This window comes from Acetivibrio mesophilus (assembly GCF_004102745.1).
GTDB classification, from domain to species: Bacteria; Bacillota; Clostridia; order Acetivibrionales; family Acetivibrionaceae; genus Hungateiclostridium; species Hungateiclostridium mesophilum.
Map to the genome: position 1 here is coordinate 104,914 of NZ_RLII01000004.1, position 16,307 is coordinate 121,220.

Below are 16,307 nucleotides of genomic sequence, written 5' to 3' on the forward strand. Positions count from 1 at the left end.
CAAATGCTTATTTATTTAAATAATATTATTCCTTGGATACAAACAAAGTATAATAGGCCAGCAATATGGTTCCCACTACTACAAAGGTATCCGCAGCATTAAAAACAGGAAAATGGTAGCTTCCAAATTGAAAATCAAGAAAATCCACAACGCCATCGGGCCTAAATATCCTGTCGATGAGATTGCCCAATGCTCCCCCAAGAATCATGCTTAGTGAAAATCTAAAAAACTTGTTGCTGTTTTTATAAATAAAGTATGCCAGTAAGACCGAAAGCACTATTGTAACAGGGACAAGCACAAATCTTCCGTTCTGCATGATCCCCCAAGCAGCACCGGTATTTCTCCAGTGAGTGAGATAAAAAAAGTTATTAATTACACTTATCCTGTCTCCAAATTCAATATTGCAGATTACAATATACTTTGTGAATTGGTCGACAGCTACAAAAACAGCTATCAATATTATAAAGATCATATACGCCCAGCCTTCCTTTTAGATTTGTCAGTAAAATTATATACGCTTTCCATTATGATGTAAAGTTTAATTAGACACATCACATCTCACTCAACAGGTATATACCATTTGGTAAAATCGTAGTATCTACCCCATATACTTGGGTTAAACTCACCTCTTAATCTTTTATTATAGATAACCACATCATTATAGAAGTATAGTCCTAGGTAAGGCAAATCCTTATTTATTATTTCCTTCATGTTAATAAAATAGGCTTTTTTCATTGACGGATCTTTCTCTTTTAGAATCAAGGACAGATACCTGTCAACCTCTTCATTACTATAACCCGAAACATTAAGCCCTGTACCGATTTCTGCCGACGAGTACAGGAAAGATATGTCAGGAATCGACATTACAGTACACCCAATAAACACCATATCATACTTACCGGTTTGCACCTTGTCCAACTCTTCTTCCCATTTAACCTTGGTGATCTTTATGTCTATCCCCGCTTCTTTGAGCTGCTCTTTAATTATGTCCGCAGCAGCCATCCGGACTTCATTGTCATCATTTACCATCAGTTCCAGTGCAAGGGGGGTGTTTATACCGTTAATCCTCTTGTAAAATATACCGTTATTATCTTTCCATCCGCTGTCAACAAGTATCTGTTTTGCCTTCTCCACATCTCTTTCATAGGATATGACATTGGTATCGTTGAGCCACGTATCGGGAATAACAGGCAAATCCGACGCCACAGCCTCTCCCGGCATAATACTGCTTATAATCTGTCCTCTGTCAATAGCATATGCTATAGCCGTTCTTACTTCCTTTTCCTTCAGTATTTTGTTGGAGAGATTAAACGCAATAAACTCAAACTCATTACTAACATGCTTTTTTAAAATTATATCCGTTCTTCCGCTATAACCTACCCAACTGGTTCTGTCTGCGGTAATAACGTCTACTTCCTGAGACTGAAAAGCATTTATTACAGATTGATTCCTGTCATATATTTTTATATTGATCTCTTCGATATAGGGCAGGCCAGTCTCATTTTCTCCATCGTCACCACTATTCCACCAATTTTCATTGGCCATAAGTCTGATATACTCGTTTTCCCTATATTCCGAAAACTTATAAGGTCCGGTGCCTATCGGACTGTTATTCTTTGGGGTAGTCGAAATATCTTCCCCAAGGAAATAATGCTTTGGAATTATGGGAAAAGTCATGAGTTCGGGCGTAAAAGAATTGGGACTTTTCAAAAGCACCTTAAAGGTCCTGCTGTCTTGCGCTAAGAAGCTTTCGATATTTTCGAAGTGGGCCTTGTATGGACTGTTTGCACCTGTATTCATTATTGTATTTGCGGTAAATTCCACGTCTTCGGCTGAAAAAGGTATACCATCGTGCCAATATATATTTTCCTTCAAATAGAATGTCCATACCAACCCATCATCAGAACCTTCCCAGCTCTCGGCCAGAAGCGGCACAGCCTTCTGATTCTCATCTACCCTGACAAGACTTTCAAATACAAAGCAGGAATACTCCTTTACATAAGCATTGGCAGTCAAAATGGGATTGAGGGTGTCGGGATTGGTGGAAAACAGATTCAAAACACCGTTCTTTACAGGCCCCGTATCCAATACATCATCCATCCCGCCCTTTAAAAAACCGTAATCGTCGTTTTCTTCTTCTCCCAATATGCTATTTAAGTCAATGTTGCAAGCTGAAAGAACAGAACTAATAATCACTATCACGATAACTAACAACGCTCTTTTTTTCAAAGTGTATCTCTCCCTGTTCGTATTCTTCGTAAATATAAACTCCTCTGGGACTTTTCCTTTGTGTCTCTCTTTATTTGCTTATTTTGCCTATACATAAAATCTATCCATTTACCTTCATAATTCCGGCCATCGTCCCTGTTTTGCCGTTATCCCCTCTGTGGGAAAAGAATATATCCTTATTGCATTTGGTACATATTTCACTAAAGACAATGTTTTCCTCTCTAACTCCCTCATCCAATAAAGTTTTCTTAATTATTGCCTTAAGGTCAAAATGCCACTTTTTATCTATTATGTCACAATATTCCGTACTCCACTCAATTTTTGATTTAAACTCATCATATACCTCGTCTCCCACCTCAAAGCAACATTTTCCGATGGACGGCCCAACTGCCGCAACAATATTTCGAGGCTCACAGGAAAACACCTCTTTCATTTTCCCCACTGCCTCCTTTGATATTCCCATCGCTGTACCGCGCCATCCGGAATGGGCAATTGAAATAACCGTCTTTTCAGGGTCAAAAAGAAAAACCGGAACACAATCGGCATAAAATGTAACTAAAGTAACTTCTTTCGAATTGGTAACAAGACCGTCATAACCTATAATATCGCTCTCTCTGATTATGCCTTTTCCCCGGTCCTCCTCTGTCACTACACGAATCCTGTTTTGGTGTACCTGATTTGAAAAAACCATACTCTCAATGTCAAGATTCAGCGCGCTTGCCACTCTTTTATAGTTTTCCTCAACATTTCTTCTATCATCGGTTTTGTTAAATGCCATATTCAGAGATTCATACTGGCCTTCACTCACTCCGCCCCGTCGAGTCGTAAAGCAGTGGGTGATAACGTTTTCATATTTCAGCAAGTTGCTAAATTGAATAAATTCTACTTGATTCTTTGATTTGTACGTAATATTCTTGTTTGATTCAAATCTGTTATCCAAAACCAGCGTCCTCCATAAACTAAATTATATCCCATATCTTAATTATATACATAAATATATATGAATAATAACATACATTATTCCTCTTAACAACATCTCAATATATGTGATAATTTGTAAATGCCAAAGGTTTCTCGGACAATATATAACAAAGACTGCACTAAGGGTTTTATCCCTCGTGCAGTCTTTACTTTCAAACCTCATTTCCCCTCTTTATTCGTGGAAGAAATATGGAAGTGCGTCATAAATATAGTGTCTTACATATCCCCACCAATGAGTAGTCCCTGGAGCTACAAGGAAGTAGAAATTACCCTTGGAGAAATCTGAAGTATAATCAAAATGTGACAGCGACTTCATAGCTTCAATTTGAGGCCCAATATTAGGATATGCAATATCATCGGAACCGGTTGCTGCAAAGACGAAGTACTGTCTCTTCGAAAGCCCGGACTTGTTAATTGCAGAGGCAATGGAATTTGCCTTATCCTGAGGAGAATTTCCTGACCAGTGATCACCACTAAGGGGCATATAATATCCAACGTAATCAAGACAATTAACCATTACTGCCCAAGTTGCAACTGCCCCCATTGAGAATCCTCCAAATGCTCTGTGCATTCTTGAAGCAGCTATCCCTTCAGGAGTTGTTGACTCTGCATAGGTAGAGTACTTACCTTCTACAAAAGGAATTACATTTGCTCTAAATTCCTGATAGAAATTCTGAGCTGTACAGTTTCCGCCATTGAAGGTAGGTGTTACTACAATCATAGGCTCAAGATCGCCGTTCATAATCATGTGATCAAGGATGAGATGTAAATTAACATCATTGCTAAAAATCGTATTTTCATTTTCTCCGCCACCATGCATGAGGTAGAATATGTTATATTTTTTGCTTGAATCATAACCGTAAGGAAGATATACATTAAGACTTTTGGTTCCGTTTATGCTTGAATATGTTTCTTTAACAACTTTTCCCGGCTTGGAGCATGCAGTCAAGTAAGAATTCGGAGCCGGACGATACTGCACAGCAGCCTCATAATTAAAAGGAGGTTTTTGCGGTTCCGGTTCTGGTTCTGGTGTTTCCTCACCAGGGAATTTGCTAATTATTTTTAAAATGTAACGCTTAATAAGCATGAGGTCAGTACTAGTTACTTTTCCATTCCGGTCAACGTCAGCCGCAAGCTTAGCTTCATCGCTAAGAGAGATTATTTTTAATACCTCTCTCTTCGCTAACATTAAGTCAGTGGAATTAACGGAACCGTCAAAGTTTATGTCCCCAAGCTTAATTTTTGTCTCAGAAGGTCCAGTAATTACAGTTCCTGCAACTGCTCCAATTGCTTCATCTATATAGAAATTCATGGTGTCTTCTGCTGTTTCTACATAAACATACATATCCCTTGCATCGGCAGGAATTCTGTATTCTGGGTTATATAGGTGTACCCATTGGTTTGCATCTGCAGTCTTCATATCTATTGTATCATATTGAGCATCACCATTTGCATCCACATATTGCAATTTCATGCAGAATGTTGCCGAAGTACCGCCTTCAATAAACATTGCAACAGAGCTGAAACAATATTTATTTCCAGGAACAAATGTTATAGGCCTTAATGCCCGTTGTGCTCCATTCCACGCAGCTGTACGATCCTTAATTAATAGTGCTTCTGCGCCTTTATAAGATGTTCTGCCGCTTGTCATAATTTCTGCAGCTCCTCTACTAGTCCATTGACCCAAGCTGCCTTCAAATGTATCATGATAGTAATATCCGTTTTCATCCGGCTCATCTGGCTCCGGTGTACCGCCACCGCCAATCGGATTATCACCATCACCCCATTCCGACTGCGGAATAATGGAAGCTACTGCATTGTAAGCTGCCTTTGGTTGGGTATTTCTATCAAACAAGAGAGGTTCATTTTCTGATCCAAGCCAGGTATTGGCGTCATTAGGCCCCCATACACAAACAGCTGTAACCTTTCCTTTGCTGGAATTTTTATTTGCATTGACAGCTGCCTGGAAAACGGCTTTATATTTGTCAGCTTGTTGCTGTTTGCTGAATTTACCCTTTTCCGTACTTATATCAAGCTCTGTAATTTGAACATCACAGCCTATATTTATATACTTCTGCAGGGCTGTTGTGTAATTTTGTATACCTGAAAAACCACTCATATCCGAATTAATATGGGATTGCATTCCCACACCGTCAAGTAATCCCTTGTTGTATAAAGATGTACACATTGAAGCAATACTGTCTCTCTTATGATCCCAATACTCATTGTAATCATTATAGTAAAGTTTACAATTTGCCGGAGCATATTTTCTTGCATATGTAAAGGCTTTCTCAATAAACTTATTATCTCCGTAGATCTGAACCCATGGGGATCTTCCATTTCCATAACCCGGTTCTCTGGCCCCACCATAATTCCTAGTTCTGTTAGCATCGTCACTTACTGCCTCATTTACAACGTCATAGGCATAAAGATTTAGAGATGGATATTGTCTTTGTATTTCAGCAAACATATTTTTTATGTAGCTTTCCATACGCTGATCCATAACTGATTGGGATACCCAATTACCGTTGTCTTGGAAATTATCCTTGAAAAACCATTGAGGTGTCTGGCTATGCCAAACTAATGTATGACCTCTAACAGCTATATTATTTTGTGCACAGAAGTTTAAAATACTTGCTGCACGATTTAGAGAAACTCTAATATTTGAATTGGTTGAACCGGATTGAACCAGTGTAGCATCCGGCTTCAATTCATTTTCATGAGTAATACTGTTAAACTCTCTCAAAATCATCGCTGTTATTGTTGAATTAGTTACTGTTCCGGAGTTAAGTACCGAACCAACTCTGAAATAGTTTGCATACATATCCTTTAATCCCGCATTACCGTTTGCTGCGGATACTGTGTTCGCTTCAATTTTTCTGTTTTGAGTTATAGTCACATCATCAAAAATGAAATCTGAAGTACTATTGGTTGTAATTGATAAAGTAATGTCCAACGCAGTGTCCGGGGCTTTGTATTTTGTTGACAGCTCAACCCATTCTCCGCCAACAACATCCTTGGTTGCAATTATTTCCGAATTTCTCTCCCCAGTTTCTGCATCTTGATAACTTAAAGAAAGGTTAAAGGTTTCAATATCAGTTCCATCATGCTTTACAAAAACGCTATAATTATATTCTTTGCCACCATCAAGATAAAGACCCTTTTGTGAATAGGCTCCGTCATTTTCGCTTGAGCGATTTGTTACCATCATACCTCTTGTAGCATTATTTCCTTGGTTTTCAACCGCCGTTAAAACTGTGTTATCTCCTATATTACACCATCCATCATAGTTAATTTCAAAACTATCATAAACAATCTCAAAATCAGCATATATTTTGCCCATATTCAAGGGTAATGCAGAAAACACTCCTATTAATACTACAAGAGCTGTCATCTTTGCCAAAAATCTTTTGATTTTCATATGCTACCTCCTTTTAAAACCTTATAAATACCAAATAATCTTGTTTTAGACGAATTAACACGATATGTCCTAAATTCACCTCCCCCTTTTTCACCAAAACCCCTATACTCTTTTTAGGTACCTGTAATTTTGTAGATAGAAACTGTAAACATACCTCCATTCGCTTAGTATTGCTCATATATTAATTTTACTCTTTGACTTATTTATTCGCAACATATGAATATTTTGAGTGGGGAAAATTAAAAATAATAAACTTCCGCACATAATTTCGTGCACAATATAAATAATTGCCATATAATACTTAAATATGATAGAATAAGTGCAAAGTTTTTATTGATTTTGCTTATTAGCCTGTTAAACGTTGTGCTATTTGAAAGGAGGCTGATTTCAATGGTTAATAACTTAAAAAGCATTATAGCAAGACAAAAAGAAATCCTCTCAAGTCTTGAAAATGAAGTTGCCAACATCGAATCCAACGACCTTGTCACAGAAAATGAAAAATTAAAAGCAGAGCTAGAAAAGTATAAATTGAGCCTAAAAGAGGAGGAAAGCACAAACGAGAAGCTTTCAAAAGAAAACAAAAATCTAAGAAATATACTATATGAACAGTTCTACAATGAAAAAATTCAAATTCTAAATACCGCAGAAAAAAGAATGGATATTTACTATAAGTCACATATAGAAGGAGAAATAAACAGGCTGGCAAGATTTGAAGCATCGGTAAAAAGACGTATTGATGAAATGACAAGGGAGCTTGAAGCCAGTAGAGTAAGCCTTCAGGATGATATCTTCGTAAGGCTTGATGAGTTAAGAAAACTCCTTAATTTCAAAGTAACCAAGGCCCGTGAAGAAATTATGCGACAAACAGGAGCCTTCAGCCAGAATAGAGCTGAAGGAATCGCCAAGCTCAGGCAGGAGCAGGTTACAGAACAGGAAATAAAAGCTCGAGCAAAGCAGAACAATATTGAATCCCTTATAGGGCTTAATATCATCAATAAGTTGGGTATCTTTTTACTCATTATAGGCGTAATTACAGCATCGCAATTTACATATTTCAGACTGCCCGATACCTTAAAGAGTGTTTTTACCTTTGCAGTCGGCATTGTGCTGCTCATAGCCGGTGAAATATTGAACCGGAAAAAACCTAATGTCTTTTCATTGGGCATAACAAGCGGAGGTCTGGCAGTATTGTATGTGGCTCTCTCCATTAGCTACTTTCAGTTTGATATACTGGAAATGTATCCTGCTTTAGGATTGTGTATTCTTATAACCGCAGGGGCCTTTGTCCTCTCTCAGAGGTACAATTCCCAGACCATATCGGCATTTGCACTGATTGGAGGATACCTTCCTATATTCTCCATAGCCGGAAGGGATGCAATAGTGTATGGAGCTATGGTTTACTTTGTCATTCTGAACATCTTGGCACTTATAATCTCCGTCAATAAAAAATGGATTGCAACAGCATATATAGGATTTGTGTTAAATGTTATAGGTTCCATATATATTTCAGTAATAATGTTTGGCGGACTTTTCTCAAAACCACACTTTTCGTCCGATTCCATCATAACCATAATGTATATTTTATTCGCCTTTGTAATCTATACTCTCATACCTGTAGCAGGAACCCTCAAGCAAAAACTAAGCTTTAAAAATTCTGACATTGTGCTGTTGTCGTTAAATACATTTATCAGCAGCCTTCTTCTTTACTGGGCATTTTATGCGTCTAATCTCGAAGACTTTACCGGACTTCTTGCCCTTACCTTCTCAATTGTTTATTTGGCATTGGGACGGTTTATTGAGAAAAATATGTCAAAGGAAAAGAAAGTTACCACGCTCTTTTATCTCACAGGACTTACCTTTGTAGTATTGGTAATACCTTTCCAATTCGGCAAGGTATGGCTGTCTTTAGGTTGGTTGATTGAGGGCATTGCTCTGCTTTCCTATGGCATATACAAAGAAATAAAAGGCTTTAAAAGAGCCGGAGTTGCAATCTCACTCCTATGCCTATTTACCTTTATATACTCTGATGTACTACTCTACCATGATTCTCTCTTTACCTTTAAGTATCTTGCAATAACTTTAGGCAGCATTATCGTCTTAGGGGCCCTCATATACAAAAAGAATCTGGCAAGCACGGCATCACTGCTGTTTAAGTATGCCTCATCCATCAATCTGTTGATATTTTTACTATATATAATTAATAACGAACTAAGGCCCTTTTTGTCCCAGTATATTCAAGACACCAAATTTGATTTAAACTATATGATTGTTTCGGCAATGATTTTGACAAGCTTCCTAACAGCATATACCCTTCCAAGGATAAAGGTGCTGTGTGACAATGTTATGAAGGGCATTTCCATGACAATTTATGTTCTGGCATTGCTATCCCTCTTTTTCTTGAATTTCACTTCGCCAGTAGAAGGATACATGGTTGAAATGCCTTTGGCCATCAGTATTGTTGGAACCTTGGAACTTGCTGTGATAGCTTTTCTGTCTATTCTTGCCGCAAGGGATCTGGTATTGTATTTTGTAATTGAGCATAAACTGGGTATTGAGTGGTACCCTCTTGTAATATCTCTTTACTTCGTAATAATACTGACACAAAATCTAATAACCCAATACAGACTTGAATTCAACAATGCAGCAATAAGCATTATTTATCTTTCTACAGCCCTTGCATGGATAATATTCGGATTTGCTAAAAGATATGTTTTTATCCGTCGTTTCGGTCTTGCACTGTCCATTCTTTCAGTTGCAAAGCTCTTCATTATTGACCTTGCTTTCTTGACCCAGGGTTATAGGATATTGTCCTACTTTGTGTTTGGTGTAATACTTATTGCAATATCCTTCATATATCAGTATTTCAATAAAAAATTAGAAAATTTATGTGAGGTAATGCCCGATGATAAAAAAAGCATTAATTAGCACCGTCTTATTTGCTTTACTTTTTAGCTCAACTGTGTATGCCCTCGACTTTTCTTACAGCGCTCGCATTGAAAATATGGGCAGCCAAAAGTACAAGGCGGTTCGGATTACACCAAAAATTTACAATAATATCAGTGCAAACATGGCAGATTTGGCTCTCTATGATGAAAACAACGAGCCCATCCCTTATTTTTTAAATAGCTTTACAGAAAGCGAAGTCGAGACAAAAAGGAGCTATGCAATGAAGCTTATTAACTCCTTTGTGAAAGACGAGTACTATTACTACGACTATACTCTTGAAAGACTGCCGGATGGGGATGTGACAGCAACCTCCCTTGAGATAAAAACCGATAGGAACGGCTTCGCAAAGAAAGTAGAAATCCTCGGAAGCTATGACAATATCAATTGGGAAAAGGTTCAGGACGATATTTTGTACAGCGTAGACGGAATCGAGAAACTTGAAATAAACTTTGACAGCGTAAAAAAATACACCCATTACCGTTTTAAAATACCGAACAATCTTGAGAAGATTTCCTTTTCTTCGGTGGAATTGAAATACAATATGGTTTCCTACGAAAAAGAATATTTTTCAGAAACTATTATCCCTGAATACAGTGTTGTTGAGCAAGAAAATGAAACTGTAATAAAAATCAACAATTTCAAAAATTTAAAATTAAGCAGCATTACCTTAAAGACAGACAGCACCTTCAAAAGAAAAGTAACCTTTGATGGCAGGGCATCCAAAACACTTTACAATCTTAATTTCAATGATACGCAATACACCGATTTGACCCTTCCCATAGAACCTTACAGAGTTGCCTCTGATACTGCCGAGATAGTAATAGAAAACAAAGATGACAAACCGATAAACATACAGGGAATCGAAGCAAAATATCTGTTTGATGAGTTGGTATTTGAAGGTTCGGGGGCAAAGGAGTATACTCTTAAGTTTGGTAACAGCGAAATTTCAACCCCAAAAAGCTATGACATCTCAAGCTATAGCGAGTATATTTTAGATGAAGGATATGATGTTCTAAACATCAAGGAGATTAAAGAGGAGCCCCACCAAGTGCCGGATAACACGCCGGAATACAATTACAAACTGATTTTTAATATTGTTATCTCCGCAGTTGCTGTGATTATGGCTGTAATAATATTTTTAAAGATAAAAAAGTAGCTTACATAAGTTGACTGCTTTGTGTTTTTAAACTCATATTTTTGTGTTAAAATACTGATATATTATTTATCAGGAGGTTCAATGTACATGAGTAATACAGAAAATACACATATAAATTTGGAAAGCAATAGGTTAAGTATTCAAATCGCCCATCCGGGTTCGGTATATAACGGTTCCCGTTTTGATTGGACCGGTTTTATCACCAAAATAGTGTTAGACAACAAATACTCCTTTTGTGTACCGGAATCCGAGATCCCCGGCCAAGGTTCCGGTGGCTTCGGATTATGCAATGAATTTGGAATAAGTACTCCCATAGGATACGACGAGATAAAGCCACAAGAAAAGTTTCCAAAGCTCGGAACCGGTCTTTTGACCCGTCCGGATGAGTCGGACTACTTCTTCTTTGACAAATATGAAGTTGATCCTTTCCCCGTTAGGATTTCAAAGGATTTTGATACAGTGGTATTCAATGTAGAACCTGTAGATTGCAATGGGTACGCCGTCAAAATGACTAAGACTATCTCTGTAAAAGACAACGTACTGACCATAGATTATCGTCTAGAAAACGTAGGAAGTAAGCCCATAAAAACCGAGGAGTACTGTCATAATTTCTTTTCCGTAAACAACAACAGAATAGGAAGCGGATATGTTCTGAAATTCCCCTATGATGTCAATCCAAAGGAAACTCCTGATGTCATGACCATTAAGGGCAATGAAATTCGCTGGAACAGCGTGCCCAAAGAGGATTTTTACTGTCAGACAGAGGGCTTTAAAGCTGTACAGCAGCATTATTGGGAACTGTTGTATGAGCCTGAAAGGACAGGTATCAGGGAATACAGTGAATTTGAGATTTCTAAAGTCGCTGTATGGGGTACTACCCATGTTGTAAGTCCGGAAGTATTTATAAATGTGGATATTGCTCCGGGTGCAACCCAGGAGTGGAGAAGAAAGTATGAGTTTTTTACTTTCTGAGTTTAATTATGAATTTAATTGGATTTTGCCCACTAAAAAAAGCGAGTTGAGCTCAAAGCTTCCTCGCTTTTTTATTCTTAACAACCTTTATCCTTTATCTGCTATCTTAGCCCAAGTATCCTTAAGCGATACTGTTCTGTTAAATACCAGTGAGTCCGCCTTAGAATCCTCGGAATCAACACAAAAATATCCCAAACGGAGGAACTGGAACATATCTCCCGGTTTTGCATTGGCGAGTCCCGGTTCTAACTTGCATGAATGCAATATTTCCAGAGAATTAGGATTTAACTGATCAATAAAGTCGATGTTTTCATCGGCACCGGGATTTGGAACATTAAACAAATGGTCATACAAACGTACCTCGGCATCAATGGCATGGGCTTCCGAAACCCAGTGAATGGTACCCTTCACTTTGCGCCCATCGGGAGCATTTCCTCCTCGGGATTCAGTATCATAGGTGCAATGTACTTCTATTATTTCTCCGGTTTTATCATCCTTTACAACATCTACGCATTTTACTATATAGGCACCTTTGAGTCGAACCTCCTGTCCAGGGGCTAGACGGAAATATTTCTTTGGAGGATTCTCACAGAAATCATCCTTCTCAATATAAAGAACCCGCGAAAAAGGCACTTTTCTTGTTCCCGAATCCGGATCCTCGGGATTGTTCTGAACCTCAAACTCCTCAACTACTCCCTCAGGATAGTTGTCGATAACAAGCTTAAGAGGCCTCAATACCGCCATTGCCCTTGTAGCCTTTTGATTAAGCTCTTCTCTGATACAGTGCTCAAGAAGCGATATATCAACGGTACTATTGCTCTTGGCAACCCCTATACGGGAGCAAAAGTCCCTAATAGATGAAGGGGTATATCCACGCCTTCTTAATCCTGATATAGTAGGCATCCTAGGATCATCCCATCCCCTCACATACCCTTCCTGCACAAGCTTTAATAGCTTTCGTTTGCTCATTACAGTATAGTTTAAATTCAAACGGGCAAACTCAATCTGACGGGTCTTGCACTCCATATCAAGGGTATCTATAAACCAGTTGTATAAAGGCCTATGGTCCTCAAACTCTAGGGTACAGATAGAATGAGTTATTCCCTCAAGAGAGTCGGATATAGGATGAGCAAAATCATACATCGGATAAATGCACCACTTGTCACCGGACCTATGATGATTTGCCTTCATAATTCTATAGATTACCGGATCTCTCATATTGAGATTGGGAGAAGCCATATCTATTTTTGCTCTCAGCACTCTAGAACCGTCCTCAAATTCTCCATTTTTCATTCTCAAAAACAAATCCAGATTCTCTTCAACACTCCTGTTACGATAAGGACTTTCCTTACCGGGCTCGGTTAAAGTTCCTCTGTATTTCCTTATCTCTTCAGCACTCAAATCGCAAACATAAGCCTTTCCCATTTCAATCAGACGGATTGCGTAATCATACAACTTGTCAAAATAATCGGATGCATAGAACAATCTATCATCCCAGTCAAATCCCAGCCATTTGACATCGGCTTGGATGGATTCAACATATTCAGTGTCTTCCTTCGAAGGATTGGTATCGTCAAATCTCAGATTGCACAGGCCACCGTTCTGATCTGCAATTCCAAAATTAAGACAAATTGATTTCGCATGTCCTATATGAAGGTAACCGTTCGGTTCTGGTGGAAACCTTGTATGCACTTTTCTGCCGAATCTATTCGTTTCATTATCCTCGTTAATAATATCCTGAATAAAGTTTGAATATATTTTTTCAACCTCTTCTGTTGAATTTAATTCATTTACCTTGCCTTCAACTTGAGCGTCCATTACTTTGTTCCTCCTTGTCAATTTTAAATGCGCACATATGACTTTATGTAATAAATGTTTATAAATAATAATATAATCTATTTATAAGTATATTATTATATTATATAACATAATGGAATTGATTCAACATGTTTTTTTCTCTACTATAATACAATTCATCAAATCCCATCCTGTGATCATAAATAATGAATTCTTTTTTCGCAACATATATATTTTAAATTATGCAATCCTTTTTAGCAATATCAATTGTACAACATTAATCAGCAAACCAACACATCTAAAACTATAAATTCAAAATCTAATAATATTCTTCATCAAAATTAATTATTCCCAAGGATTAAAACCGTCAAACTACACAAAATAATAACAAACTCAATAACTCATGGAGGTCATTTTTATGAAAATTCGTGAAGGAATGATACCAGCAATTCTGGGAACTGTAGTTACAGCAACAGGATTATCACTAAAACCGCTTTCATCTAAAGTTTCATGGGGCATAACCGGTTTTGGGCTAGCCCATATTGTCCTCGGCACAATTGACCTTATAGAACACCGTAAAGCATAATTTAAAGAGTCAAAATAAAAGCCCGGGACATCGAGTCCCTTCGCTTTTGCCTCTTTCATTTCATTCCAAGAGGCCAAAATACAAATAGACAGGGAAGTGTTCACATCCCTGTCTATCCCTATTATTTTTATAATAAACCCTTCCTGAGCTCTTCAGCAGATTTTGGTGAAAGATATGCTGGCGGAATATCAAAAACGGTTTTCGCTCCACAAACACCTTCCTTGTTTAGTCTGTAAGCAGCCCTGGCATATGCAATCAAAGTATTGGCTGTAAAATCCGGATTGGAACCCAATTTCAAACTATATTCTATAGTATGGTTATTTTCATTATTGACACCTGTCTTGCCCGTTCTTATTGAAAATCCTCCATGGGGAATTCCGCTATGTTTTTCTTTTAATTCTTCTTCCGTGATAAAATGCACAATTGTATTATAATCTGCAAAATAGTCCGGCATGGTTTTAATTTCTCTTTCAATTCTTTCTTTATCTGCCCCTTCTTCTGCCACTACAAAACATTCCCTGATATGCTTTTCCCTCGTTGTAAGTTCAGGGTTTCCTCCCTTTCTTACCAATTCAATAGCACTTTCAACCGGGATGGTATACTGTCTTGCATCCAACACACCCTTAACTCTTCTAATGGCATCGGAATGGCCCTGGCTTACACCCTTACCCCAAAAAGTATAGGTTCTTCCTTCAGGCAGGATAACCTCTCCAAACAAGCGGCTCAATGAGAACATTCCCGGGTCCCATCCGCAAGCTATAATAGCAACCTTCTTTGACTGTTTTGCCTTCACATCCACAGATTCGAAATATTCCTGGACTTTATTATGGGTATCAAATCCATCCACCAAATTAAACATCTCCGCAAATTCCGGTCCCTGCACCGGCAAATCCGACATACTTCCGCCACAAAGCAACATAACATCTATTTTATCCGTCATATTTTTTGCACTATCAATAGAATACACGTTCACACCTTCAGTCAATGCCTTTATTGAATCCGGGTTCCTTCTTGTAAAAATGCCTACTAACTCCATATCCTTATTCTGTATTATTCCTAGCTCGGCACTCTTGCCTAAATTGCCGTATCCCACAATACCTATTTTTATCTTTTCCAAAGTAACTCCTCCATTCATCCAATCAGTATCTCATAAAACTATTGTGTTATGTATTTTATCACATTATAGTTAATTCTACATCGGGAGAATAAAGATTTTATATATTTTTTTATTGAATTTATAAACTATAAAGGAAGCCAGACGGCTTCCTCATTTCGTCATAAAAATCTCTATTCATCACATGTTGAAATCTTCTTATGATCACTTATTTCCTTCCCCGGTATATTAACTTGCTGCTTTTGCAAAAGCTTCAACCTTACAAATATGACCATCTTTTCAATAATTTTATCGAAGATGAATTCTTCCTTGCCATCACACCCGAGGCCTTTAGGATCTTTCAAAATATCATCTTCAAAGATTTTTACTTCTTCGAGTTCGCAAAATACCTTTTCATTGAAGCACTCAGAGTGCACAAAGCCCATCTCACAGGGATCACTGCCGATAATTTCCTGTCCGCAAAAGTCTTTACCTTTTATATTGTCAGTAAATGAAGCAATTTCTTTTGCAGGACCTGTCTGGCAGATTACCGGAGGAACATCGAATTTGACCTTAGTTACGCAGCTAAACGGAACCTTTACAGTTGTATGTTTTATCTTCCCACTTATTCCACCTTTGCATTCATTAACGCAGTCAGCAGTGGCATATTCAATATTTTTTCTAACGTATCCGCTAAGAAACAGTTTGCCGGTTTTCTTTGATTTGCTTTCATAATCGAATCCTGTGTCAATTAGTTTACACTGATTAATAAACAGGTTCTTTTTGATTCTTTTGATTTCCAAAGCAGGCTCTTCCAACTGAATAACCGACTCCACATCAATCTGTATAACGGGTTCGGCAAGAACTACAGGTATTTTTCCAACAAATGGTCCGTAAAACCCTTTTGGAGTCAAAAATTCGTTTGAGCATTCAGTAAGAGTTTCCGATTTAATTACTCCAGCTTTACAAGTGTACTCTTTATCCATTTTGCAACCTCCTGAATATAAATAGGTTTAAGTGATATTTTTATATCACTTACTAATAATATATGAAAGAGCACACTAATATGTGTTATGTAAACCACGCTGCTGCTACTGCTAAATTTAATTATGTCATAGATTTATAG

11 protein-coding genes are annotated in these 16,307 nt (G+C 37.8%); 4 read left to right on the forward strand and 7 right to left on the reverse strand.

The genetic code is table 11. The features are described from left to right. Positions 1-25: 25 nt before the first annotated feature. From lspA to EFD62_RS05360, 4 genes are all read right to left on the reverse strand, one after another. Positions 26-472 (reverse strand): signal peptidase II, encoded by a 447-nt coding sequence (gene lspA, locus EFD62_RS05345; RefSeq protein WP_069193568.1) that lies wholly within the window; start codon positions 470-472, stop codon positions 26-28. A gap of 86 nt (positions 473-558) precedes the next feature. Then, complete coding sequence (locus tag EFD62_RS05350; protein WP_128705831.1) at positions 559-2,229, reverse strand: peptide ABC transporter substrate-binding protein; 1,671 nt, start codon at positions 2,227-2,229, stop codon at positions 559-561. Positions 2,230-2,329: 100 nt separating this feature from the next. Further along, entirely contained in the window at positions 2,330-3,169 is an 840-nt protein-coding gene (pgeF, locus tag EFD62_RS05355; protein ID WP_128705832.1) for a peptidoglycan editing factor PgeF, read from the reverse strand. Positions 3,170-3,382: 213 nt separating this feature from the next. Further along, positions 3,383-6,631 (reverse strand): endo-1,4-beta-xylanase, encoded by a 3,249-nt coding sequence (locus tag EFD62_RS05360; protein ID WP_128705833.1) that lies wholly within the window; start codon positions 6,629-6,631, stop codon positions 3,383-3,385. 390 nt (positions 6,632-7,021) lie between these two features. Between EFD62_RS05360 and EFD62_RS05365 the strand changes: the two genes are divergently transcribed. The 3 genes from EFD62_RS05365 (at position 7,022) to EFD62_RS05375 (ending at position 11,705) form a co-directional block, all read left to right on the forward strand. Then, entirely contained in the window at positions 7,022-9,556 is a 2,535-nt protein-coding gene (locus tag EFD62_RS05365; RefSeq protein ID WP_128705834.1) for a DUF2339 domain-containing protein, read from the forward strand. Then, entirely contained in the window at positions 9,534-10,733 is a 1,200-nt protein-coding gene (locus tag EFD62_RS05370) for a hypothetical protein (protein ID WP_069193563.1), read from the forward strand. The genes EFD62_RS05365 and EFD62_RS05370 overlap by 23 nt, the downstream gene beginning before the upstream one ends. 87 nt (positions 10,734-10,820) lie before the next feature. Beyond that, positions 10,821-11,705, forward strand: coding sequence for a hypothetical protein (locus tag EFD62_RS05375; protein WP_069193562.1), 885 nt, complete (start codon positions 10,821-10,823; stop codon positions 11,703-11,705). Between the two features lie 87 nt (positions 11,706-11,792). Here the strand turns inward: EFD62_RS05375 and EFD62_RS05380 are convergent, their stop codons facing one another. Beyond that, positions 11,793-13,523 carry a glutamine--tRNA ligase/YqeY domain fusion protein gene (locus EFD62_RS05380; RefSeq protein WP_069193561.1) on the reverse strand — a complete coding sequence of 577 codons (1,731 nt, stop codon included), beginning with the start codon at positions 13,521-13,523 and terminating at the stop codon, positions 11,793-11,795. Positions 13,524-13,920: 397 nt separating this feature from the next. On the opposite strand from EFD62_RS05380, the gene EFD62_RS05385 reads away from it, so the two are divergent. Continuing rightward, the gene (locus tag EFD62_RS05385) at positions 13,921-14,088 is read left to right on the forward strand and encodes an asparagine synthase (protein WP_069193560.1); all 168 of its coding nucleotides are present in this window, start codon (positions 13,921-13,923) and stop codon (positions 14,086-14,088) included. Between the two features lie 127 nt (positions 14,089-14,215). Here EFD62_RS05385 and EFD62_RS05390 read toward each other — a convergent pair whose 3' ends face one another. Then, positions 14,216-15,205 carry a diaminopimelate dehydrogenase gene (locus tag EFD62_RS05390; RefSeq protein ID WP_069193559.1) on the reverse strand — a complete coding sequence of 330 codons (990 nt, stop codon included), beginning with the start codon at positions 15,203-15,205 and terminating at the stop codon, positions 14,216-14,218. A gap of 170 nt (positions 15,206-15,375) precedes the next feature. After that, positions 15,376-16,167 carry a CsxC family protein gene (locus tag EFD62_RS05395; RefSeq protein WP_069193558.1) on the reverse strand — a complete coding sequence of 264 codons (792 nt, stop codon included), beginning with the start codon at positions 16,165-16,167 and terminating at the stop codon, positions 15,376-15,378. Positions 16,168-16,307: the final 140 nt, after the last annotated feature.